General features: G+C 68.5%; 20 protein-coding genes and 1 tRNA gene. 14 read left to right on the top strand and 7 right to left on the bottom strand.

Translation table 11 applies throughout. The features are described 5' to 3' along the window. The first annotated feature begins 67 nt into the window (after positions 1-67). The 5 genes from FFK22_RS14765 (at position 68) to FFK22_RS14785 (ending at position 5,108) form a co-directional block, all read left to right on the top strand. A complete protein-coding gene (locus FFK22_RS14765) occupies positions 68-1,393 on the top strand; it encodes an amino acid deaminase (RefSeq protein ID WP_138886291.1) in 1,326 nt (441 codons plus the stop codon). Next, the gene (locus FFK22_RS14770; protein WP_186002471.1) at positions 1,393-2,313 is read left to right on the top strand and encodes an SIS domain-containing protein; all 921 of its coding nucleotides are present in this window, start codon (positions 1,393-1,395) and stop codon (positions 2,311-2,313) included. Before FFK22_RS14765 ends, FFK22_RS14770 begins: the two co-directional genes overlap by 1 nt. Then, the gene (locus tag FFK22_RS14775) at positions 2,306-3,763 is read left to right on the top strand and encodes an amidohydrolase family protein (RefSeq protein ID WP_138886289.1); all 1,458 of its coding nucleotides are present in this window, start codon (positions 2,306-2,308) and stop codon (positions 3,761-3,763) included. Before FFK22_RS14770 ends, FFK22_RS14775 begins: the two co-directional genes overlap by 8 nt. 85 nt (positions 3,764-3,848) lie before the next feature. After that, positions 3,849-4,202, top strand: a complete 354-nt coding sequence (locus FFK22_RS14780) for a DUF6404 family protein (RefSeq protein ID WP_138886288.1) — start codon at positions 3,849-3,851, stop codon at positions 4,200-4,202. A gap of 12 nt (positions 4,203-4,214) precedes the next feature. After that, on the top strand, positions 4,215-5,108 hold the full coding sequence (locus FFK22_RS14785; RefSeq protein WP_138886287.1) for an ATP-grasp domain-containing protein: 894 nt from the start codon (positions 4,215-4,217) through the stop codon (positions 5,106-5,108). Positions 5,109-5,127: 19 nt separating this feature from the next. Here FFK22_RS14785 and FFK22_RS14790 read toward each other — a convergent pair whose 3' ends face one another. Continuing rightward, positions 5,128-6,384 (bottom strand): M20/M25/M40 family metallo-hydrolase, encoded by a 1,257-nt coding sequence (locus tag FFK22_RS14790; RefSeq protein ID WP_221938604.1) that lies wholly within the window; start codon positions 6,382-6,384, stop codon positions 5,128-5,130. Positions 6,385-6,692: 308 nt separating this feature from the next. On the opposite strand from FFK22_RS14790, the gene FFK22_RS14795 reads away from it, so the two are divergent. Further along, positions 6,693-7,148 carry a DUF4126 domain-containing protein gene (locus FFK22_RS14795; protein WP_138886285.1) on the top strand — a complete coding sequence of 152 codons (456 nt, stop codon included), beginning with the start codon at positions 6,693-6,695 and terminating at the stop codon, positions 7,146-7,148. Positions 7,149-7,155: 7 nt separating this feature from the next. Here FFK22_RS14795 and FFK22_RS14800 read toward each other — a convergent pair whose 3' ends face one another. Together FFK22_RS14800 and FFK22_RS14805 are read right to left on the bottom strand one after the other, a co-directional pair. Beyond that, positions 7,156-7,590: an MAPEG family protein gene (locus FFK22_RS14800; protein WP_138886284.1), complete on the bottom strand. Its 435-nt coding sequence runs from the start codon at positions 7,588-7,590 to the stop codon at positions 7,156-7,158. A gap of 28 nt (positions 7,591-7,618) precedes the next feature. Then, positions 7,619-8,281: a YqaA family protein gene (locus tag FFK22_RS14805; protein WP_221938605.1), complete on the bottom strand. Its 663-nt coding sequence runs from the start codon at positions 8,279-8,281 to the stop codon at positions 7,619-7,621. Between the two features lie 408 nt (positions 8,282-8,689). On the opposite strand from FFK22_RS14805, the gene FFK22_RS14810 reads away from it, so the two are divergent. The 6 genes from FFK22_RS14810 (at position 8,690) to rfaD (ending at position 15,609) form a co-directional block, all read left to right on the top strand. Beyond that, on the top strand, positions 8,690-9,736 hold the full coding sequence (locus FFK22_RS14810; RefSeq protein WP_138886282.1) for a glycosyltransferase family 9 protein: 1,047 nt from the start codon (positions 8,690-8,692) through the stop codon (positions 9,734-9,736). A gap of 306 nt (positions 9,737-10,042) precedes the next feature. Beyond that, positions 10,043-10,693, top strand: coding sequence for a TylF/MycF/NovP-related O-methyltransferase (locus FFK22_RS14815; RefSeq protein WP_186002472.1), 651 nt, complete (start codon positions 10,043-10,045; stop codon positions 10,691-10,693). A 601-nt stretch (positions 10,694-11,294) separates the two neighbouring features. Next, positions 11,295-11,813, top strand: coding sequence for an HAD-IIIA family hydrolase (locus tag FFK22_RS14820; RefSeq protein WP_138886280.1), 519 nt, complete (start codon positions 11,295-11,297; stop codon positions 11,811-11,813). A gap of 140 nt (positions 11,814-11,953) precedes the next feature. Beyond that, positions 11,954-13,117, top strand: coding sequence for an AGE family epimerase/isomerase (locus FFK22_RS14825; RefSeq protein ID WP_138886279.1), 1,164 nt, complete (start codon positions 11,954-11,956; stop codon positions 13,115-13,117). Positions 13,118-13,150: 33 nt separating this feature from the next. Beyond that, positions 13,151-14,632 (top strand): D-glycero-beta-D-manno-heptose-7-phosphate kinase, encoded by a 1,482-nt coding sequence (gene rfaE1 / locus FFK22_RS14830; RefSeq protein WP_138886278.1) that lies wholly within the window; start codon positions 13,151-13,153, stop codon positions 14,630-14,632. After that, positions 14,629-15,609 (top strand): ADP-glyceromanno-heptose 6-epimerase, encoded by a 981-nt coding sequence (rfaD, locus tag FFK22_RS14835; RefSeq protein WP_138886277.1) that lies wholly within the window; start codon positions 14,629-14,631, stop codon positions 15,607-15,609. Before rfaE1 ends, rfaD begins: the two co-directional genes overlap by 4 nt. Before the next feature lie 61 nt (positions 15,610-15,670). Here the strand turns inward: rfaD and FFK22_RS14840 are convergent, their stop codons facing one another. From FFK22_RS14840 to tpiA, 4 genes are all read right to left on the bottom strand, one after another. Beyond that, entirely contained in the window at positions 15,671-16,297 is a 627-nt protein-coding gene (locus FFK22_RS14840; protein WP_138886276.1) for a 2-dehydro-3-deoxy-6-phosphogalactonate aldolase, read from the bottom strand. 1 nt (position 16,298) lies between these two features. Beyond that, complete coding sequence (locus tag FFK22_RS14845) at positions 16,299-17,207, bottom strand: 2-dehydro-3-deoxygalactonokinase (protein ID WP_138886275.1); 909 nt, start codon at positions 17,205-17,207, stop codon at positions 16,299-16,301. Between the two features lie 20 nt (positions 17,208-17,227). Continuing rightward, positions 17,228-17,304 (bottom strand) — tRNA-Pro (locus FFK22_RS14850). Between the two features lie 96 nt (positions 17,305-17,400). After that, positions 17,401-18,156, bottom strand: coding sequence for a triose-phosphate isomerase (gene tpiA, locus FFK22_RS14855; RefSeq protein WP_138886274.1), 756 nt, complete (start codon positions 18,154-18,156; stop codon positions 17,401-17,403). A gap of 167 nt (positions 18,157-18,323) precedes the next feature. On the opposite strand from tpiA, the gene FFK22_RS14860 reads away from it, so the two are divergent. Next, complete coding sequence (locus tag FFK22_RS14860) at positions 18,324-20,195, top strand: peptidyl-prolyl cis-trans isomerase (protein WP_138886273.1); 1,872 nt, start codon at positions 18,324-18,326, stop codon at positions 20,193-20,195. A 210-nt stretch (positions 20,196-20,405) separates the two neighbouring features. After that, complete coding sequence (gene trpE / locus FFK22_RS14865) at positions 20,406-21,944, top strand: anthranilate synthase component I (RefSeq protein WP_138886272.1); 1,539 nt, start codon at positions 20,406-20,408, stop codon at positions 21,942-21,944. The last annotated feature ends 54 nt before the right edge of the window (positions 21,945-21,998 follow it).

Here is a 21,998-nt window from a genome sequence, read left to right on the forward strand (position 1 = left end):
CCGTCATGCCCGGGCATCGCGGAGGCCTGTCGAGCCGGACACGTCCTGACGAATGGAAGCCGAATTGATGTTCACCCCCTCCGTCCTCGCCCTCGACCCGATCCTCGACTCACCGGTCGACGGCGCCAGCAAGGGACTGCCGCCCGGCCTGAGCCCGATCCCGTTCCGCAGCCTCGGCGACCAGGGCTGGAACGCGCTGTCCGGCGACCTGCCCTTCCCGCAGGCGCTGCTGAAACGGTCGGTGCTGGAGCGCAACGCCCGCTGGATGCGCGACATCCTGGCCGAGACCGGCGTCGCCCTGGCGCCGCACGGCAAGACCACGATGAGCCCGCAGCTGTTCGACCTGCAGCTGGCCAACGGCTCCTGGGGCATCACCGTCGCCACCGCGCAGCAATTCGAGGTGTGTCGCCGCTTCGGGGTGAAGCGGATCCTGATCGCCAACCAGCTGGTCGACGCCGCTTCGATGCGCTCGGTGCTGGCGGCACTGGCCGCCGACCCGGCGCTCGAAGCCTTCTGCCTGGTCGATTCCGTCGCCGGCGTGCGCCGCCTCGCCGAGGCCGCCCGGGCGACGCCGCCGGCGCGTCCGCTGGGCCTGCTGGTCGAGCTCGGCATGGCCGGCGGCCGCACCGGCTGCCGCACCGCCGCCGACGCGCTGGAGGTGGCCAAGGCTGCGGCCGGCGCCGCCGGCGTGGCCCTGCGGGGGGTCGAGGGCTATGAGGGCCTCGTGGTCACCAAGGATGCGGCGGCGGACGAGATCGCCGTCACCGGCTTCCTCGACCGGCTGGCGGCGCTGGCGGCGGAGATCGACGGCGCCGGGCTGTTCGCCGCCAACCTGCCTGCCGACACGCCGGTGCTGCTGAGCGCCGGCGGCTCGGCCTATTACGACATCGTCGCCCGCCGGCTGGCCGAGGTGCGGCTGTCGCGTCCGGTCCAGGTGGTGGTGCGCAGCGGCTGCTACCTGACCCATGATTCCGGCCAGTACACCCGGCTGTTCGAGCATGTCATCCGCCGCATCCCGGCCGATTGGCGCCGCCATGGCGACCTGGCGCCGGCGCTGGAGGTGTGGTCGATGGTGCAGTCGCGGCCGGAGCCTGGCCTGGCGCTGCTGACCATGGGCAAGCGCGACGTGTCCTACGACATCGAGCTGCCGATCCCGGCCCTGTGGCGCCCCGCCGGCGCCGCCGCGCCGCAGCCGGTGCCGGCCGGCGCGGTGCTGACCGCGATGAACGACCAGCACGCCTATCTGAAGCTGCCGGACGGCTTCGACCCGCAGGTCGGCGACCTGGTGTGCTGCGGCATCTCCCACCCCTGCACCACCTTCGACAAATGGCAGGTGATGATGGTGGTGGAGGACGACTACCGCGTCTCGGGCGCCATCCGGACCTTCTTCTGATGGCCTATGTGGTCGACATCGTCTCGCGCCTGCGCCGCATGGAGGCCTCGCTGCGGCCGTCCGAGCAGCGCGTGGCCGAGGCGGTGCTGGCCGACCCCGGCTTCGCCACCCGCGCCAGCATCGCCGAGCTGGCGCGGCGGGCGCAGGTCAGCGAGCCGTCGGTCACCCGCTTCTGCCGGGCGCTGGGCTGCGACAGCGTGCGAGACTTCAAGGTGCGGCTGGCGCAGAACCTCGCCGTCGCCAGCCCTTATCTGGAACGCCGCCCCCAGGCCGACGGTGCGCCGGATGATGTCGCCCAGCTGGCCGACCGGGTGCTGGACAGCGTGATCGAAGCGGTCGTCGCCGTGCGCAACCAGCTCGACCCGCAGCCGCTGCGCCAGGCGATCGAGGCGATCGCCCACGCCCGCCGGCTCGACATCTACGGCGTCGGCGGCGGCTCGCACGCGGTCGGCCACGACGCCTATCTGCGCTTCTTCCGTCTCGACCTGCCGACCGATTTCCACGCCGACGCCCAGCTGCAGCGGATGTCGGCCGCCACGCTCGGTCTGGGCGACTGCGTGCTGGCGATCTGCAATTCCGGCCGCTTCCGCGACCTGGTGGAGAGCGTCGAGATCGCCCGGCAATACGGCGCCACCACCGTCGCCCTGACCCGGCCGGACACGCCGCTGGCCCGCGCGGCGGAGATCGTGCTGGCCGTCGCCCCGCCCGAGGACAGCGACATCTTCAAGCCCACCGCGTCCCGCCTGGCCCATATGGCGGTGATCGACGTGATCGCGACCGGCGTGGCCATGCGGCGCGGCCCGACCGCGCTGGAAAGCCTGCGCCGGGTCAAGCTCAGCCTCAGCCAGCTTCCCACCCTCGATGAGCCGGCCGGCGCCCCGCCGCCTCGCGCTGCCCGACGGAAGAATATCCATGCCTGACCACACGCCCTACGACCTGCTGCTCCGCAACGGCACCGTGATCGACGGGTCCGGCGCCCCCCGAATCCAGGCCGACGTCGCCATTCTCGGCGACCGCATCGCCGCCGTCGCCCCGACCGGGAGCATCGCCGCCGACCGGGCGAAGCAGAGCATCGACGTCGCCGGCCGTGTGGTGGCGCCGGGCTTCATCGACGTGCACACCCATGACGACCGGGCGGTGATCGACGGCCCGGACATGCTGCCGAAGATCAGCCAGGGCGTGACCACGGTGGTGGTCGGCAATTGCGGCATCAGCCTGTCGCCGCTGACGCTGAAGGGCGCCCCGCCGCCGCCGCTGAACCTGCTGGGCGACGAAGCCGCCTACGAGTTCCCGAGCTTCGCCGACTATCGCGGCCGGCTGGACAAGGTGGTGCCGGGCGTCAACGTGGCGGCGCTGATCGGCCATTCCTCGCTGCGCATCGGGACGATGGCGGATGTCGGCCGCAAGGCGAATGCCGGCGAGATCGACGCCATGCGCCGCCTGCTGGCCGACAGCCTGGATGCCGGCGCCATCGGCTTCTCGACCGGCCTCTACTACAAGCCGAACGCCGCGGCGGATGCCGACGAGGTGGCGGCGCTGGCCGAGCTGCTGGCCGACCGCGGCGGCGTCTACGCCACCCATATGCGCGACGAGCACGACAAGGTGCTGGATTCCCTGGAGGAGAGCTTCTCGACCGCGCGCCGGGCCCGCGTGCCGGTGGTGATCTCGCATCACAAATGCGCCGGGCCGCACAATTGGGGCCGCAGCCGCGAGACCCTGCCGGTGATCGAGGCGGCGAGCAAGAACCAGCCGGTCGGGCTCGACGCCTATCCCTACACCGCCGGGTCGACCGTGCTGGACCCGGACCATGTCACCGGCGACATCCGGATCATGGTCGCCTGGTCCAAGGCGCAGCCGGAGATGGCGGGCCGCGACCTGGCCGACATCGCCGCGGAATGGGGCTGCACCGAGAAGGAGGCGGCGGTGCGGCTGCACCCGGCCGGCGCCATCTACTTCCAGATGGACGAGGCCGATGTCCGCCGCATCCTGTCCTTCCCGCTGACCATGATCGGCTCGGACGGGCTGCCGCATGACAGCCACCCGCATCCGCGCCTGTGGGGCACCTTCCCGCGCGTGCTGGGCCATTACAGCCGCGACCTCGGCCTGTTCCCGCTGGAGACGGCGGTGCACAAGATGACCGGCCTGTCGGCGATGCGCTTCAACCTGCCCCACCGTGGCCTGGTGCGCGAGGGCCACGCCGCCGACCTGGTGGTGTTCGATCCGGCCCACATCGCCGACGCCGCCACCTTCGAGGCGCCGAAGACCCCGTCCCGCGGGCTGGATTTCGTGGTGGTGAATGGGCGGATGTCGTGGCGCGCGGGGGAGACCGAGGTGGATCGGGCGGGGCGGCTGCTGGTGAGGGCGGGGTAACACGGCCCTTTCGCCGCTCTGTGCATTGCTCGGAGCGGTGGCCGATGCGAAGACTATCCGGCGGCTTCGTTTGGAGAGGGGAACCATGGGAATGCCGGTGAGCTTCGAAGACAGGCTGGCCAGGAGCCGCGCGTTGATGGAGGCGAAGGGGATCAAGCATGGCACGCCCCCGCTCCACCGCCTGCTCTGGCGTCTCGGCTTTGCCGTGCCGCCGCCGCTGTTCCTTCCCCCGTGGGCAAATGTTGCCATCATGGGTGTCACCTTCGCGGTCGGCTGGGGGATCCTCACCTGGCTGATGGACGGGGCCCCCAGCGGATTGGCGGTGATCGGCCGGATCGTCGGATCTCTGCTCGCGGGAGCTGCCTTCGGCGCCATCATGGCTTGGTTCGTGCGGCGCACCGCCCACAAGCACGGCCTGCCGTCCTGGGAAGAGGTCTAGCCGGCGCGTTACATGCCCGGACCCTACATCCTCCTCTGCGCTGATCCGCTGTCGCCGCGATCTCCGGACCCGGCGTTTGACGAAGAGGCGGAGATTTCGGATCGCCTCGGGTTGCGCCCGCTGCTCATCGACCATGACGCCATCGAGCGCGGGCCCGACGCTGGGACGGCCCTGCGGCGCGCGGCGGTCGATGGTCCCGGGATGGCCGTGTATCGCGGCTGGATGATGCCGGCCGAGGCCTATGGCTGGCTTTTTGCCGCCCTATCCGAGCGCGGCGTCCGACTCCTCAACACGCCCGAGCAGTATGCGGCCTGCCATCATCTGCCCGCGGCCCACGCCTCCGTCGGCCGCTGGATGCCCGAGACGGCCTGGGTCGACCGGGATCGCATTGGCGACGATACCGCGCTATTCGGGGCGCTGGCCCCGTTCGGCGATGCGGCTGTGACCGTGAAAGACTGGGTCAAGTCCCAGGCCGCCGGCTACTGGTCCGAAGCCTGCTTCATCCCCGACGCGGCCGATCGCGCGTCCGTCCGGCACGTGGTCAGCCGGTTCGTCGAGCTGCAGGGCGACAGCCTGACCGGTGGCCTGGTCTTCCGCCGCTATGTCCCGCTCGCCGCGACGGGCGGCCAGGCCGAGGAGTGGCGCTGCTTCGCCTTGGACGGCCGTGTCCTGGGCTGCTGGCCGCGCTTCACCGGCCCGGCCTCCGCCGAATCTCCGCCGCCGGATCTGCTGGACGCCATTGCCCGGGCGCTGCCGAGCCGTTTCGCCACAGCCGATATCGCACGGCGCCAGGATGGCGGCTGGCTGCTGATGGAGACCGGCGACGGGCAGGTCTCCGGCTTCCCGGCCGCCGCGGCAGCCGAGACCGTGCTGGCCTCGGTCGCCGCCTCCCTGCGCTCCGTTTGACGGCAGCCAGCCCGCCCGACTATTCCATCTTCGCCGTCGCCAGGATCGTCGCCAGGCTGGTCGCCATGCCCTGCAGCATCGGCGCCTTGTCGATGTCCATCCATTCGTCGAGCGAATGCGCCCGGCCGCTCTGGCCCGGGCCGTTCTTGCCCAGGGTCACCGCCGGGATGCCGAGGCTCCAGGGGATGTTCGAATCGTTCGAGGCCTCGCGCGGCCCCTTGAACTCGTAGCCCGCCGCCTCGATCGAGGCCTTGGCCAGCTGGAACAAGAGCTCGGTCTCGGCGATGGCGCCGGCCGGGCGGTCGCCGATCACCGTCTTCTCGACCGCAATCTCGCCCTCCTTGGTCGACCGGGCGGCGTTTTCCGTCGCCGCCGCCTGATCGACGATGGCCAGCAGCCGCTGCTCCACCCGGTCCAGCCCGTCGCTGTTGCCGGAGCGCATGTCGACCTCCATCGAGGTCTCGACCGGGATCGAGTTGACCGAGGTGCCGCCGGTCACCACGCCGACATTGTAGGTCACCTTCGGGTCGGACGGGACCTGGGTGCGGGACAGCTGCGTGATCGCCTCGGCCATGGCGTAGGCCGGGTTGACCAGCCCGAAGGCGCCGAAGCTGTGGCCGCCCGGGCCTTTGTAGGTGACCCGGTAGCGCTTGGAGCCGACGCCGGAGCTGGTGAACTGGTCGGCCGACCCGCCCTCGATCGAGAAGAAGGCGTCGATCCGGTCCTTGTACTCGCCCTTGGTGAACAGGTGGCGGACGCCGCGCAGGTCCCCCAGCCCCTCCTCTCCGACCGTGCCGACGAACAGGATGTTGGCCTTGTGCTTGATCCCGGCCGCATCCATGGCGCGGATATAGGCCAGGATCGCCGCCAGGCTGAAGGTGTCGTCGCTGACGCCCGGGGCCTTCAGCCTGGTGCCTTCGCGCCGCACCTGCACATCCGTGCCCTCGGGAAACACGGTGTCGAGATGGGCCGACACGACGACGACGCGGTCGCCGCCGCCGGTGCCCTTACGCAGACCGAGGACGTTGCCCTCCTCGTCGATCTCGACATCGGCCAGCCCGGCGCCGCGCAGCAGCTCGGCGAAGGCCTTGGCCCGCGCCTCTTCCTTGAACGGCGGCGCCGGGATCTCGACCAGCTTGATCCCTTCGGCGATGTAGCCGTCATAGCCCTGGTCGATGTGCTGCACGGCGGCCTTGAAGCCGGCGCTGTCGCGCACCCGCTGGATCTCCGCCTTCGCCTGGGCCGCCGTATCCTGCGCCAGGGCGGGCCATGACAAGCCAACCCCGATCGCCGCCGCGACAATCGCGGCTCGACACACAAACGCCATCGTTTCCCCCTTCGCTTGTTTGAGGGACAACGCTAGCACCCGGCCGTTTTGCCGGACAAGAACCGATAGGCTTCAGATCCTCTTTAGAGCCAGGTTCACGACGGCGAAATCCATGCGGCCGGGGTCAAGAGGACTTCGGTCGGTCTGGCAGGCGGAGCGAACCCGGACGGTATCGACAGGCAGCCCGCGATCGCGGATGCTGGCGGCCGATTTTTAGAGACCGGCCCTCCGCGGCCGCATTTCCGGGGGAGATTTCGATGCTGGTCCTCGCCTTCCTGATCGGCTGTGTCGCCGGGCTGCGGACGATGACCGCGCCGGCGGCGGTCAGTTGGGCCGCCCATCTCGGCTGGCTGCCGCTCGACGGCACCGGGCTGGCCTTTCTCGGCGCTGCCGTGACGCCCTGGCTGCTCACCATCGCGGCCATCGCCGAGCTGGTCGCCGACCAGTTGCCGCGAACGCCGAGCCGGAAGGTGCCGGTGCAGTTCGGCGCCCGGATCGTCAGCGGCGCGGTCTGCGGCGCCCCCTTCGGCATCGTCGGCGGCTCGGTGCTCGTCGGGCTCATCGCCGGCGTGGCCGGCGCCGTAGCCGGGACCGTGGTCGGCTATGAGCTGCGGTCCCGTCTGGCCCGGGTGTTCAGGCGCGACCTGCTGGCCGCCCTGTTGGAGGACACCATCGCGATCGGCGGGGCGGCCTGGATCGTCACGTCAATCTAGCAGCGGATCACACCGGCTCCACCCCGGCCAGCAGGATGCGGAGCGCAAAGATCACCCACATCGCCAGCAGCAGCACGAAGCCGGCGGCGTAGGCGCCGAAGCGGGGGCTCAGGCGGTTGGCGCCGGTGTGCACCGCCACATGCAGGACCCGGGTGGCGACGAACAGCCAGGACATCACCACGAACAGCAGGTCCGCCTTCTTCGTCATCATCGCCAGGATCACCAGCACGAAGAACAGCAGCGGCAGCTGCAACTGGTTGTGGAAGCTGTTCGAGACCCGGGTGGCCCGCGCCGGCCAGGCCGGCTGGCCGAGGATGATGTCGCGCGGATGCACCTCGCCCCGCCGCAGCGCGCCGGCGCGCTCCCGCAGCATCCACACCGCCAGCAGGAAGATCAGCGCCACCTGCACGAAGACCGGGAGGAGGATGGCTTGCACGGTCATGGCCGGAATCTCCGCGGTTCGGCGGCCCTTAGATCTGCGTCATCACCGCGAAGCCGAGGGCGACCAGGACCAGGAAGCCCCAGAAGGCCCAGTTCAGGTACTTCTCGAGGTAATGACGCACCTGGTCGCCATAGATCCGCATCAGCACCGCGATCAGGAAAAAGCGCAGGCCGCGCGAGGCGATCGAGGACAGGATGAACGGCACGATCGGGAACTGCGCCACGCCGCTGGTGATGGTCACCAGCTTGTAGGGGATCGGCGTCACCCCCTTGGCCAGGATGATCCAGCTGCCCCATTCGGCGTATTTCTGCTGGAACTCGTGGAACCCGGCCTGCAGGCCGTAGAGGTTGATCAGCCAGGACCCGACCGTCTCGAACAGGAAATAGCCGATGGCGTAGCCGACCAGGCCGCCCAGCACCGAGGCCACGGTGCACAGCCCCGCCAGCCACCAGGCCCGCCGCGGATTGGCGAGCATCATCGGGATCAGCACGACGTCGGGCGGGATCGGGAAGAACGAGCTTTCGGCGAAGGACACGCCGGCCAGCGTCCATTGCGCCCGCGGCCCGTGCGCCGCCCGGATCAGCCGGTCATATTGCCGCCGGATGAACCCCGGCCGCCCGACCTGCCCATCTCCGGCCTGGCCACCTCCGGCCTGCCCGCCTCCAGCCTGAACGCCCCCACGCTGCACCACGCGCCGATCCCCCTGCCCCGCCGGTCGTGCGATGGTCATAGACGGCGGCCGGGCCGGTGTCACGGGCGGGATTGGGTGCCAGCCGGACGAGCCTGTGACGACAAGCCCGTGATCGGGCCCTCACACAAGAGAACCGTCATTGCGAAGAAGCGATGCCGACAGAGCCATCCATACCTCCGATGCTGCGGCCCTGGATGGCTTTGCTCCGCGCCGCGGCCGGAGCGATCAAGGCCACTCCAACATGGCGAGCCGGCTGAGTTACAGCAAATAGCGTTCCGGCCTCCCATCTCCATCGAGCGACTGCGCTGGCGAGGCGGCACCTTCCAATTGATTTTTCGGGCGCGAGAGGCGTAGTTGGTGCGTTGCAGCCGTCGCTTCGACACGTCCCGATACAGAACACAAATTGGCATGGCCAAAAACCGCATTCTTGTGATCCAGGCCCGCAATCTGGGAGATGCGGTCATCCAGACAGGCCTGATAGAAGCGCTGGGGCGCTCGGAGCCGAGCGCGGAGATTTCCGTCCTCACCCGTCCGCAGTTCCGTGAGCTCTATTCCAGCAACCCGTTGATTTCGGAGATCTTCTACGCGTCGTTCCCGATGGGCACCGCCAAGAATTTTGGGTTCAACGCCGCGATGAAACTCGCTTGGACCGTGGCAGGGCTCTGGCCGAAGCGCTTCGACCGGGTGGTCAATGTCGTGGGCGACTTTAGGGAAAATTTGCTTGGATGGGCGATCTCGCCCTCCGGAAATACCAGCATCACCTGGGGGCACGGTCATCCCCTGGCAAAGATTGTCCGGACCGGCGGCGAGAAATTCGTCCGGCACCTGATCGCTGCGCCTGCCAATGATCCAAGCAGCTATTCATCGATCCAACGCGTCGCGACGGCTCTGGGCGCGACGGTGCCGGCGCATTCCCGATTGTACGACGCTGCCGGCAAGCCATATGCCCATCGCCCCGGTAGCGACAGGATCGGCATTCAGCCGACAGCAAGCCAGGAATGCAAGCTATGGCCCCAGGAGCACTGGCGCGCGTTGATCGCCAAGATCCGGGCCAGCGGCCTGAGGGTGGTGGTATTCGGTGCGCCGTCGGATCGGAGCTATCTGGAGGGGTGTTTACCGGACGGCGACGATGCGGGCATCGAGATCGTCGCGGGGCCGCTGGCCGAATTTTTTCGCAGCCTGGAAGATGTCAGGGTTCTGATCGGTCTCGATAGTTTCGGGGTACATACGGCCCACGCGATCGGCACTCCAGCGATCATGATCTATGGCTCGAATATTACAACTGTTTGGACCCCTCCTGGGACGATAGTGGTGAGCAACGCCAGGCCGCCATCCTGCTACCCGTGCCTAAACAAGCCGACTTGTACTGGAGAGAGCAATCCTTATTCTTGTATCCGGGAAATCCCGCTTGCTGCAGTTACGAAACATTTGAAAGATTTTGGTGTTGCTGGTTGACGGCCCGCGAGTCAGATCGGATCTTATTCGCGTTCAAAAGCGTCTGGTCGAGCACCGGGACTGTCAGGATCGGGTCAAGCCCGAGGAAGCGGCAGAAGCGCCGATCAGTGCGTAGGGCCCACGGCTACCGGACCCTCTCGACCGGCGGCGCGGCATCAGCGCGGCCTTGATCTGCCCCGCCTCGAGCCGTGCACCGCGGTCCATCCGCTGTTTACAATCCGGCGGCCACTGGTATCGTTCCGGACCATCGAGTGCTCGGTTGCTCTGGGTATCGTGTCCGAAATTCGAGGAATGGGGGATAGCAATATGAAGCAAAGACTCAAGGAAATCGCTCGATTGTCCCTGGTTCCGCTGCTGTATCGGTATCCGCCGTCGTGTTTGGCCCCGGAGCGGCTATACCTGTATCTGCATTACCTGATCGAACACAAAGATGTACCGGGAGACATCGTGGAAATTGGCTGCGCCATGGGCGGGACGGCGGCCGTGGCGCGAAATATGATCAGGCGGCTGGGAATCAACAAAAAATATTCCTGCTACGACACGTTCGACGGGTTCGTCGAGCAGCAGTTTACCCGCGACGTAGGGCTGGGAACGCCGACCCGCAACCGGTACATGTTCTCCGGCAGTTCGCAGCGGCTGGTCGCGAAGATCCTGCGGCGCCACAATGCCGGGGACGTCTCGCTGATCCAGGGCGACATCACCACGATCCCGGACAGCAAGCTGCCGGCATCCTGCTCGGTCGTGCTGCTCGACATCGACCTCGCGGAGCCGACCTATCAAACGCTGAAGCGCTTCTGGCCGCGGGTTGCCCCGGGCGGCGTCATCCTGGTGGATGATTGCCCGGAAGAGCACGATTGGAAGGCCCGGATCGGCTTTAGCCGATTCTGCCAGGAGGCCGGCCTGCCGGAGCAGTATCGCCATGGCATGGGCATACTGATCAAGGGCACGACACATTGATACTCCGATAGTCTGGCCAGGCCGCGTGCCGCTGCGCTCGGGGTATCGAGCCGGCGGCATCGCATCCCGCCGCCAGGCCGGGCCGGCTACCGGATTCACGCATCTCATCCGCACACGCGTTGGACATGTTGTCCGACCTCTCCCGCAAGCGGAGAGGCAATCCATATGCCCGCCGCCGGTGTCGCCGATCGATGTGTGAATGCCGTAGACCAGGCACGGAAGGTGCCGGGAAGAGATGCGCGCCCGGGTCCGGATACCCGCGGACCAAGCCCGAAGCCGGCGTCAGCCCTTCTCGGCCGGCGCGGGTGTTCCCGGCCGTGCTGCCGCTCAGCGCTATGCGAGCCTGATCGACCCTCGTAGAATGCTGTTCAAACTTCGGCACATGTGGGTCCGGTGGCGCACACCGCGCGCCTTGTGAGTCGGACAGGGTCAAAATGAGCAGACGAACCGCCTATCTGTCGTCCACAGCGTCGGGCTTCCCGGCCTCCCTCGCTTCGCCTCGGAGCTTCTCCATGACGTCGCTTCGGGCGTTGCTGAAGGCGACCTGGCCTGTCGGAACCGCTTCGTGATTTCCGAGGACGACCGATCCGCAACTCGGCCGATGGCGCTGCTCGACCGCGACGGCGTACTGAACCGGGACAGCGGCTACCCATTCAGACCGGTGGATATCGTTTGGATCGAAGGGGCGCTCGACGCCCTCGTCCGCCTGCGCCAAGCCGGCTATCGCGTGGTCGTTGTCACCAATCAGTCGGGGATCGCCCGTGGCTTTTATCGCGAGGCTGATCTACTGGCCCTGAACCGTTGGATGGACGGAGTGATTCGCGCCCACGGCGGCGCGATCGCGTCCTTTTACTATTGCCCTTTCCATCCCGAAGCCACCGTCCAGGCCTATCGTCGAGACCATCCTGACCGCAAGCCGAGACCGGGAATGCTCCTGAAAGCACTTTCCGACTATCCGACCGATATCGAACGATCGCTGATGATCGGCGATCGGGATAGTGACATGGAGGCGGCCGCGGCGGCGGGCGTGCGGGGCTTCAAGTTCACCGGGGGCAATCTTGACCACTTCGTTGCCCAGTGCCTTGAAACCCGGCAATCGTCACGGATCGGGGACGACTGACGACACGCCCTCCGGGCCGCAGCCGCTGGGGCCACCCTGACCTCGATCCAGGCGGTGGTCGCATCGTCATCGCGCTCGCCTGCCCTGCCCGATTCAGATAGAAGGTCCCGCCGAAGGACATTTCAGATCGGACATTGGCAGTGATCGAGTCGCCGCTCTCGCTTTATGCGGATCTCATGGGTGAGGTTCTTCTGCCGTTCTGGTCCACGGAGGGCTTCGCAACCAGACAGCAGATGTTTTGCGAGCGCCTTGATTTCGCCGGGCGTCCGATCGACGACGTGCCGCACCGTGCCATGGTGCAGGCGCGCCAGATCTTCGTCTTCAGCCATGCGGCGCTTGTCGGGGTGTTTCCCGCCGGCGCCGAACCGGCGATGCGGGCGCTCGACGGGCTGCTGAACCGGTTCTGCGACGATGGCGATCTGCGGGACGGCGTGCCGTTCTCGGTCTCGTCCTCCGGAAAGGTGATCTCGGCAACCCGAGACAGTTACACCCACGCGTTCATGCTGTTCGCTCTGGCGGCGGCCTATCGCCTGACCGGTGAGCCGCGGCTGCGGCGTGCAATCGACCAGACGGTGGCGTTCGTCGATCGACGGCTCATCGACGAACGACATTTCGGCCTTCACGATCGCCATCCGGATCCAAGCGGATTGAAATCGCAGAATCCGCTGATGCATCTGCTCGAAGCCTATCTCGCACTCCACGAGGCCCTGCCGGAAGGTCCGTTCCTCGACCGGGCGGGGACCATCGTGGCGCATTTCGGCGCCAAGCTGTTTCAAGACGAGCCGGGCATCCTCCTGGAGCACTACGATGCTGACTGGTCGTCGCTGCCAGGCGAGCCTGCGGGGCAATTCTTCGAACCTGGCCATCAGTTCGAATGGGCTTGGCTGTTGCAGTGGTACGGCGCCCTCTCAGGGACGGATCAGAGTATGTTTGCAGACCGGCTGTGGCAGGCCGCCGGCCGCCATGGCATGACCGCAGACGGCCTGTGCTTCGACGAGGTCGGCATTGACCTCAGGCCGCGCAAGCTATCGCACCGCCTCTGGCCTCACGCCGAAGGGGCCAAGGCCGCTGCCGTTCGTCATGCTTCAGGTGATCCTCGCGCCGCAGACGTGGCTGCAGCGATGGTTGGCGCCCTCACCAAAACGTTCCTCAATCGCCCGTTCCCCGCTGGCTGGATCGACCGCGTCGACCCGGACGGCCGAGCGCTGACCGATTTCGTTCCGGCGAGCAGTCTGTATCATCTGTATTCGGCATTTTCCGAATTGTCCCGACACAGTAGAGATGACAGCGCCTCCGGCGAATGAATCCGGCCTTGAGAGTGTGGGAGCAGGCGAGGAATGCAGGGTATTAGTGAGAGGTTCGCGGCCGCCCGGGTTGCAGTGGTCGGAGACCTCATGCTCGACGTCTACATCGAGGGCGAGGTTCACCGAGTCTCGCCTGAAGCGCCCGTGCCGGTGGTTCGGCTCACGTCGGAGCGCGCAGTGCCGGGCGGCGCCGCCAATGTCGCCGCCAATATCGCCTCGCTCGGCGGAACGGTCACCCTCGTCGGTGTCGCCGGCCGGGACAGCGCCTTCGCTCAGCTCTCCGAGCAGCTCCAGCGGGTGGGACGGGTCGATCTTTCGACAACCGTATTCGACGACAGCCGCGGCACGATAACGAAGACGCGTCTTCTCGGCCATCGCCAGCAGATCGCCCGGATCGATCGGGAGACCCTCCGGCCGGTTGCGCCGGAGATCGAGACGCAACTGATTGAGCGCGCCTGCGCAGCCATTGACAGCTGCGACATCGTCATCCTGTCGGACTATGGCAAGGGTGTGCTCACGGATATGGTGCTGCAGCGTACGCTCGCTTATGCCCAGGCGGTCGGCAAGCGCGTGGTGGTCGATCCCAAGCGGCGCGATTTGTCGGCTTATCGTGGCGCCTCGATCATCACGCCGAACCGTGCTGAGCTCGCACTCGCCACCGGGCGACCATGCGAAACCGACGAGGAGGCCGAAGCGGCCGCGCGGCTTGCCCACGAGATCTGCGACGCCGACGTGCTTCTGACGCGCTCGGAGAAGGGCATGTCCTATTTTGCGCGATCGGGCGACCCGATCCACTTGGCGACGATCGCTCGTGAGGTGTTCGACGTATCCGGCGCTGGCGACACCGTGGTCGCCGTGCTCGGTGCCGCACTCGCAGCGGGTTTCCCGCTCGCGGAGGCAATGAATGCCTCGAATCATGCCGCCGGCCTCGTCGTGGCCAAGCTCGGCACGGCCACTGTGTCGTGCGAGGAGCTCGTCCTGGCGCTGCACGGCGGCGCCCAGGCCCTCGACGTCGAGGACGGCCGCTTGGTGGCGCTGGACGAGTTGATGCGGATACGCGCGTTCTGGCGAGCCAACAACCTCACCGTCGGCATCGCCAACGGCTGCTTCGATCTGATCCATCCCGGCCACGTCTCGCTGATCCGCCAAGCGGCCGCGGCCTGCGACCGGCTTGTGATGGCGCTCAACACCGACGCCTCGGTGCAGCGCCTCAAGGGGCCAACCAGGCCGGTTCAGGCCGAGATAGCGCGGGCGGAGGTGATGGGCGCGCTGAAGGGAGTCGCCGCGGTGGTGCTGTTCGACGAGGACACACCCTACGAGCTTATCAAGGCGCTGCGCCCGGACGTGCTGGTCAAGGGAGCGGACTATACAGAGGAACTGGTGATCGGCGCGGATATCGTACGGGCAGGCGGCGGCACGGTGCTCCTGGCGGCGCTGACCCCCGGCCAGTCGACCACGAGGCTGATATCGCAACGGCCCGCGACGGTGGCCACCCACGGAGACAAGCCATCATGATCATCTTGACCGGCGGCGCGGGCTTCATCGGCTCCAACATCGCCGCCGACCTCAACGAAGCCGGCCGGACCGACATCGTTATTGCCGACGCGCTCGGGACCGATGCCAAATGGCGCAATATTGCCAAGCGACGCTTCTCGGACATCATCTTCCCCGACGAGATCGAGCCGTTCCTGGCCGGGCGCTCCGGTGTCGAGGCGGTGATCCATATGGGAGCGAATTCGTCGACCACCGCGACCGATGCCGATGAGATCGTGCGCTCGAACTTCCGGCTCTCGACCCGGCTTTGGAACTGGTGCACCCGGACCCGCACGCCGCTGATCTACGCCTCCTCGGCGGCGACCTATGGCGACGGCTCTGCCGGCTTCGTCGACGACGACAGCGACGAGGCGCTGGGCCGCCTGCAGCCCATGAATCTTTATGGCTGGTCCAAGCACACTTTCGATTGCTGGGCACTTGAGCGCGCCCGCCGTGGCGACGCTCCTCCGCAATGGGCCGGGCTCAAGTTCTTCAATGTCTATGGCCCTAACGAGTCTCACAAGGGCGACATGCAGAGCCTCGTCGCGAAGAACACCCAGTCGATCGCGGAGGGGAAGACCATCCGGATGTTCAAGTCGCACAAAGAGGGCTTTGGCGACGGTGAGCAGTCGCGGGATTTTGTCTATGTCAAGGACTGCACGGCAGTGATTTCTTGGCTTCTGGCCAACCCGATGACCTGCGGGCTATTCAATCTCGGCACCGGCAAGGCCCGCTCGTTCCGGGATCTGATGCTTGCTGTCGGTGGTGCGCTCGGGCAGCCGGTCGCATTCGACTATGTCGACATGCCGGTCGCGATCCGGGCACAGTACCAATACTTCACCCAAGCTGAGATGACGAAGCTTCGCCGAGCCGGCTACCAAGCGCCGTTCCACACGCTCGAGGATGGCGTGCGAGACTACGTGCAGGGCTACCTGACGAAGGCCGACCGGTACCGCTAATGCCGCACGGCCTCCTCGGCCGCCTCTTGGGCGGTCGGGGCCGAGGTGGCGGGCGCCCCTGTCAGCCCTGCAGCGCCCGCCAGGCCTCGGCGAAGGATGCGGCGGTGGCGGCGACCTCGGCCGCGGTCATGCCGGGCTTGTACAGGGCGGAGCCGAGGCCGAAGCCGGTGGTGCCGGCGTCGCGATAGGCTGCCATCCGGTCCGGCGTGATGCCGCCAACCGCGATCAGCGGCACCGCGGCCGGGACCACGGCGCGCCAGGCCTTGACCACGGCGGGCGGGACCGCCTCGGCCGGGAAGATCTTCACGGCATCGGCGCCGGCCTTCAGCGCCGCGAAGGCCTCGGTCGGGGTGGCGGCGCCAGGGGCGCAGACCAGGTTCAGCCGCTTCGCCTCGGCGATGACCTCGACATCGGCATGCGGCATCACGATCAGCCGGCCGCCGGAGGCCTGCACCCGGGCGACGTCCTCGCGCTTCAGCACCGTGCCGGCGCCGATCAGCGCCTGCGAACCGAAGCGGTCGGCCAGGCGGCGGATGCTGTCGAAGGGCTGGGGCGAGTTCAGCGGCACCTCGATGCAGCCAAACCCGGCTTCGACCAAGGCGGCGCCGATGGCCTCGACCTCCTCCGGCTTGACGCCGCGCAGGATGGCGACCAGGGGCAGCCCGGCGAGGGCATCGTGCAGATTCATGTCACACCAGCTCCGCATGCTTGGCCAGGCGCCACAGCGCCTTGACCGTGGTGTCGGCCGGGGCGATTCGGCTGCGCAGCCCGGCGGCCTCGATCGCTTCGGCATAACGGGCCGACAGCTCGGCGCCGCCGACGATGGTGACCTCGTCCGGCGCGGCACCGGTGGCGTCGGCCACGGTGGAGCGGGCATCGGCCACCTCGGCCCCGATCAGCAGGCCGGAGAGATAGGATCCGGCCGCCTTCGGCTCGAGTTCGCCGAACAGGCCGAGGGTGCGGACGCTGAACAGCCGGCGCAGCAGGCCGCCGCCGGCCGAGGCGCCGACTGCGAGGCCACGGCGGAAGGCCGGCTGGTCGTAGGCGCGGCCATCCATCAGCCGGCCCAGGATGCTGTGCTCGGCCAGGACGGCGAAGGCCTCGCCAGTCATCGAGGTGGCGAACCAGGCGATCCTGCCATCCTCGGCCAGGGCCCATTTGCTGTGCGTGCCGGGCAGGACATAGAGACGGCGGCCGGTCGCCGGCGCGTCGCCGAGGATCTGCACCTCCTCGCCGCGCATCACGTCGGGGATGCCGTCGGCATCGACCCGGCTGACGCCGGGGACGATTCGCAGGCTGACACCCAGCGAGGTCGGCACCTCAATCAGCTTGGCGACCAGCGCCGCCGCGTCGGCGGGGCAATCGGCATAGGGCGCCTCGGCCCAGCCCTGGCGGCTGCCGATCATGCCGGAGGCGATGGCGGCCTTGGCGCCGGCGGCGATCCACTGCCCCGCCACCTGCTTGAACACGGCGTCGAAATCGCCGCCGGGGACCTTGAGGATGCCGAGCGGGGCCGACGCCTCGTCCCGCACGGCGCCGTCGGCGTCGAGCAGCCAGGCGCGGAGCGAGGAGGTTCCCCAGTCGAGGGCGACGAGCATGATGCGAGTCCGGAAGAAAATGGTCGGAGCGGCGAGATTCGAACTCGCGACCCCTTGCACCCCATGCAAGTGCGCTACCAGGCTGCGCTACGCTCCGACCGGGGGCCGCCGCCGGACAGAGCCGGGCGGCAAGCGGGCGGGACTATAACCAGCACCCCGCCCCTATGCAACGACCATGCTGGGGCAATCCGGATCAGGCGACGCTGGCCTGGGCGATGGCCCAGAAATCATCGGCCTTCAGGCTGGCGCCGCCGACCAGGGCGCCGTCGACATTGGGCACCGCCAGCAGCTCGGCGGCGTTGGCCGGCTTGACCGAGCCGCCATAGAGGATGTGGATGCCCGCCGCCTCGGACGGCACGTGCGCGCCCAGCGCCGCGCGGATATGGGCGTGCACCTCGGCCACGTCGGCCGCGGTCGGGGTGCGGCCGGTGCCGATGGCCCAGACCGGCTCATAGGCGATCACCGTGTTCTCCGCCGTCGCTCCGCGCGGCAGGGACCCGGCGATCTGCCGGCTGCACACCTGCAGCGCCCGGCCGGCGTTGCGCTCGGCGTCGGTCTCGCCGACGCAGATGATCGCGACCAGGCCCTCGGCCTGGGCCGCCGCCGCCTTCTCGGCCACCACGAGGTCGATCTCGCCATGGTCCTGGCGCCGCTCGGAATGGCCGACGATGACGTGGCTGCAGCCGAGATCGGCCAGCATCCGGGCGGCGATGTCGCCGGTGTGGGCGCCGTCCTGCGCGGTGTGGCAGTCCTGGCCGCCGACCAGGAGGCCGCTGCCCTGCACCGCGTCGGCGATCGGCGCGATGATGGTCGCCGGCGGGCAGATCAGCAGGTCGAAGGCCGGGTCGACCGTGCGGGCCAGCCGCAGCGCGAGGTCGCGGGCCAGCGCCGTGCCCTCGGTGAGCAGCAGGTTCATCTTCCAGTTGCCCGCGATCAGCTTGCGCGCCATCGGCCTCTCTCCCGCTGGTCCTCGAATGTCGCCCTTGATGTAGCAATCCGAACGCTGCGGCGCCACAAGGACTCCTTGCGCATTGCTGCCCGGGAAGGCCGCACCTATGATGCGCGGCCCAACCGCCCGGGAGACCGGTGCGGCCTTGCCCTTTGTTCACGGTCGTCATGCTGCAGCTTCTCCGCCACAAGGTCGGCTCCGTCGTCGTCAAGGTGCTGTTCGTCCTCCTGATCCTCAGCTTCGCGATCTGGGGCATCGGGGACATCTTTCGCAACCGGGGCCAGTCCGACACCGTGGCCACGGTCGGCGACGTGACGATCAGCCTGCAGCAGCTCGACAACCAGTTCCGCTCCTATGCCCAGAGCCAGCGGATCCCGCTCTCCGTCGCCCAGCAGCTCGGCCTGCCGCAGCGCGTGCTGGACAATCTGGTGTCCGGCCTGCTGTACGACCGGATCGCCGCCGATCTCGGCTACGACCTGTCGACCGACGCCGTCGCCGACGCGGTGCGCAACAACCCGATGTTCCGGGACCCGGCCACCAACCAGTTCAGCCGCGACCGCTTCCTGCAGCTGCTGCAGGCCAGCGGCACCAACGAGGCCGCCTTCATTGCCGGCCAGCGCGGCCAGATGGAGCAGCAGCAGGTGATGCGGGCGCTGTTCAGCGGCGCCGAGCCGCCGCAGGCGCTGGTCGACCCGATCTACAAGTATCGCCGCGAGGCCCGGGTGGCCGATACGGTCACGCTGCGCAACGCCGACCAGACCGGCGTGCCGCAGCCGACCCAGGCCGATCTCGAGGCCTATCACAAGGACCATGGCGACAAGTTCCAGTCGCCCGAGTACCGGACGCTGAGCGTCGTGCTGCTGAACACCGACGAGTTCGCCAAGACCGTCACGGTGTCGGAGGACGAGGCCCGCACCGCTTACGACAAGAATCAGGCCGCCTACCAGAAGCCGGAGATGCGCCGCTTCGACCAGGTGATCGCCCCGACCAAGGAACTGGCCGACCAGATCGCCGCGGCGGTGCGCGGCGGCAAGGCGGTGCAGCAGGCGGTGGACGAATCCGGCAACGCCGCGGTCAAGCTGATCCCGGTCGACTTCACCGCCAAGACCGCGATGCCGATCCCGGCCCTGGCCGACCCCGCCTTCACTTTGGCCGAGGGCCAGGCGACCGACCCGGTGCAGTCGCCCTTCGGCTGGCACGTGCTGGTGCTGACCGGCATCCAGCCGGCCCGCACCGTGCCGTTCGAGGAGGCGCGGGCCGAGATCGAGACCCAGCTGAAGCAGAGCAAGGCGGCCGACGCCCTGTACGACGCCGCCAACAAGTTCGAGGACGCACTGGCCGACAACGTGCCGATCGACAAGGCGGCGCAGGAGTTCGGTTTCACCGTCACCACGGTCCCGGCCGTGGCCCAGGACGGCACCACCCAGAGCGGCCAGCCGCTGTCGCCGCTGCCCGGCCAGGCGCAGATCCTGCAGGCCGCCTTCCAGGCGCAGCAGGGCGATGTCAGTCCGATGGGCACGATCGACGACAAGACCTCCTTCATCGTCCGGGTCGACGGCATCGTGCCGCCGGCGACCGAGCCCTTGGCCAAGGTGCGCGACGAGGTCGCCGCCGCCTGGACCGAGCAGAAGCAGGCCGATGCGGCCACGGCCCTGGCCACCGACGTCGCCAAGCGCCTGTCAGCCGGCGAGGCCGCCGCCGATGTCGCCAAGGCGGTCGGCGGGCAGTATGCCGAGACCCCGGCGCTGCTGCGCGACGGCAGCAATGCCGGCGCCGTGCCCGCGGCGCTGGTGCGCGACCTGTTCGCCGCCAAGGTCGGCGGCACGGCGACGGCGGAAACGCCGGGCGGCCGGATCGTCGCCCGCCTGACCAAGGTCGAGCCGGCCAAGCCGGACGCCGCGGCCGAAGCCGCGGTGAAGCAGGATCTGAGCCGCGGCCTGGCGGTCGATGTCGGCGGCGGCCTGGACCAGGCGCTGCGCGCCCGCTATGGAGTCACTGTCGACCAGGCGGTCCTCGCCCGGCTGAACTACCAGGAATGATGTCGATGGTTCCCCTCGCGGCGTCGCTGCGCCCCTGCGCCGGACCTGGTCCGGCGGCCCCGTCCTCCCCGCGCGGAGTGGCGATGGGCTGGCGCTGGGCGGATGCAGGGGCTGCGGCCCGGCGGCGCCCGGCGGGCGGCGGGGAGCGATGGCGTGGCGGCGACCGTTCCGCCCCCGCCCATTCCGCTCCCCTCATCGCAGGTCACAACCATGCCGGATTCCACGGCTTTTGACGCCTTCGCCGACACCTACCGCGCCGGCAAACCGCAGGTCGTCTGGACCCGCCTCGTCTCCGACCTCGACACTCCCGTTTCGGCCATGCTCAAGCTGGCCGGGGACGAGCCCTATTCCTTCCTGCTCGAATCGGTCGAAGGCGGTGCCATCCGCGGCCGCTACAGCGCCATCGGGCTGCGCCCCGACCTGATCTGGCGTTGCCGCGGCGACGCGGTCGAGATCAACCGCCGCGCGCTCGCCGACCTCGATACCTTCGAGCCGGTCACTAAGGCGCCGCTCGACAGCCTGCGCGGGCTGATCGCCGAATCGCGCATCGACCTGCCACGCGGCTTCCCGCCACTGGCCGCCGGGCTGTTCGGCTATCTCGGCTACGACATGGTCCGGCAGATGGAGGCGCTGCCCGACGCCAATCCGGACACGCTGGGCGTGCCGGATTCGATCATGATGCGGCCGACCATCGTCTGCGTCTTCGACACCATCGCCGACGTCGTCACCATCGTCACCCCGGTGTTCCCAGATACGGCGGTGACGGCGGAGAAGGCACATGAGGCGGCGTGCGAGCGGCTGTCGGACGTGGTCGCCCGCTTCGAATCCAGCCTGCCGCACCGCGAGGCGGCGGCCGAGGGCAACCTGCCGGCCCTGCCCGAGCCGAGCTCGAACATGACGCGGGAGGAGTATCACGCGGCGGTCGAGCGGGCGAAGGAGTACATCCGCGCCGGCGACATCTTCCAGGTGGTGCTGTCGCAGCGCTTCTCGCTGCCCTTCACCCTGCCGCCCTTCGCCCTGTACCGGGCACTGCGGCGGCTGAACCCGTCGCCCTTCCTGGTGTTCCAGAACTTCCGGGACTTCGCCATCGTCGGGTCGAGCCCGGAGATCCTGGTACGGCTGCGCGACGGCGAGGTCACCATCCGGCCGATCGCCGGCACCCGGCCGCGCGGCGCCACGCCGGAGGAGGATGTGGCGCTGGAGCAGGATCTGCTGGCCGACCCGAAAGAGCGGGCCGAGCACCTGATGCTGCTGGATCTCGGCCGCAACGATGTCGGCCGGGTGGCGCAGATCGGCTCGGTCAGGGTCACCGACCGCTTCATCGTCGAGCGCTATTCCCACGTCATGCACATCGTATCCAACGTCGTCGGCCGGATCGCGCCGGAGCACGACGCCATCGCCGCCCTGTCCGCCGGCTTCCCGGCCGGCACCACCAGCGGCGCGCCGAAGGTGCGGGCGATGGAGATCATCGACGAGCTGGAGGTGGCGCGGCGCGGCGTCTATGCCGGGGCGATGGGCTATTTCGGCGCCAATGGCGACATGGACACCTGTATCGCCCTGCGCACCGCGGTGGTGAAGGACGACACCCTCTACATCCAGGCCGGCGGCGGCGTCGTCGCCGACAGCAGCCCGGAGGGGGAGTACCAGGAGACCCGCAACAAGGCGCGGGCGCTGGTGCGCGCCGCCGAAGATGCGGTACGCTTCGCCAACCGGCCGCGCAACGGCAACCGGCCCATGGGTCATGTGTAGAAACCGAACCCCTTCGCAGCAGCATCGATGGTGAGGCCGGCCGGATTCCCGCCG

This window comes from Mycobacterium sp. KBS0706, assembly GCF_005938675.2.
Lineage (GTDB): Bacteria > Pseudomonadota > Alphaproteobacteria > DSM-16000 > Inquilinaceae > Inquilinus.

What these genes read in the sequence shown, in the direction of transcription:
- FFK22_RS14810 (WP_138886282.1), top strand. Translation starts at nt 8,690, where the DNA reads ATGGCCAAAAACCGCATTCTTGTGATCCAGGCCCGCAATCTGGGAGAT.
- rfaD (WP_138886277.1), top strand. Translation starts at nt 14,629, where the DNA reads ATGATCATCTTGACCGGCGGCGCGGGCTTCATCGGCTCCAACATCGCC.
- rfaE1 (WP_138886278.1), top strand. Translation starts at nt 13,151, where the DNA reads ATGCAGGGTATTAGTGAGAGGTTCGCGGCCGCCCGGGTTGCAGTGGTC.
- FFK22_RS14845 (WP_138886275.1), bottom strand. Translation starts at nt 17,207, where the DNA reads ATGCTCGTCGCCCTCGACTGGGGAACCTCCTCGCTCCGCGCCTGGCTG.
- FFK22_RS14770 (WP_186002471.1), top strand. Translation starts at nt 1,393, where the DNA reads ATGGCCTATGTGGTCGACATCGTCTCGCGCCTGCGCCGCATGGAGGCC.
- FFK22_RS14815 (WP_186002472.1), top strand. Translation starts at nt 10,043, where the DNA reads ATGAAGCAAAGACTCAAGGAAATCGCTCGATTGTCCCTGGTTCCGCTG.
- FFK22_RS14785 (WP_138886287.1), top strand. Translation starts at nt 4,215, where the DNA reads ATGCCCGGACCCTACATCCTCCTCTGCGCTGATCCGCTGTCGCCGCGA.
- FFK22_RS14840 (WP_138886276.1), bottom strand. Translation starts at nt 16,297, where the DNA reads ATGAATCTGCACGATGCCCTCGCCGGGCTGCCCCTGGTCGCCATCCTG.
- FFK22_RS14780 (WP_138886288.1), top strand. Translation starts at nt 3,849, where the DNA reads ATGGGAATGCCGGTGAGCTTCGAAGACAGGCTGGCCAGGAGCCGCGCG.
- FFK22_RS14860 (WP_138886273.1), top strand. Translation starts at nt 18,324, where the DNA reads ATGCTGCAGCTTCTCCGCCACAAGGTCGGCTCCGTCGTCGTCAAGGTG.
- FFK22_RS14820 (WP_138886280.1), top strand. Translation starts at nt 11,295, where the DNA reads ATGGCGCTGCTCGACCGCGACGGCGTACTGAACCGGGACAGCGGCTAC.
- FFK22_RS14775 (WP_138886289.1), top strand. Translation starts at nt 2,306, where the DNA reads ATGCCTGACCACACGCCCTACGACCTGCTGCTCCGCAACGGCACCGTG.
- FFK22_RS14800 (WP_138886284.1), bottom strand. Translation starts at nt 7,590, where the DNA reads ATGACCGTGCAAGCCATCCTCCTCCCGGTCTTCGTGCAGGTGGCGCTG.
- FFK22_RS14765 (WP_138886291.1), top strand. Translation starts at nt 68, where the DNA reads ATGTTCACCCCCTCCGTCCTCGCCCTCGACCCGATCCTCGACTCACCG.
- trpE (WP_138886272.1), top strand. Translation starts at nt 20,406, where the DNA reads ATGCCGGATTCCACGGCTTTTGACGCCTTCGCCGACACCTACCGCGCC.
- tpiA (WP_138886274.1), bottom strand. Translation starts at nt 18,156, where the DNA reads ATGGCGCGCAAGCTGATCGCGGGCAACTGGAAGATGAACCTGCTGCTC.
- FFK22_RS14795 (WP_138886285.1), top strand. Translation starts at nt 6,693, where the DNA reads ATGCTGGTCCTCGCCTTCCTGATCGGCTGTGTCGCCGGGCTGCGGACG.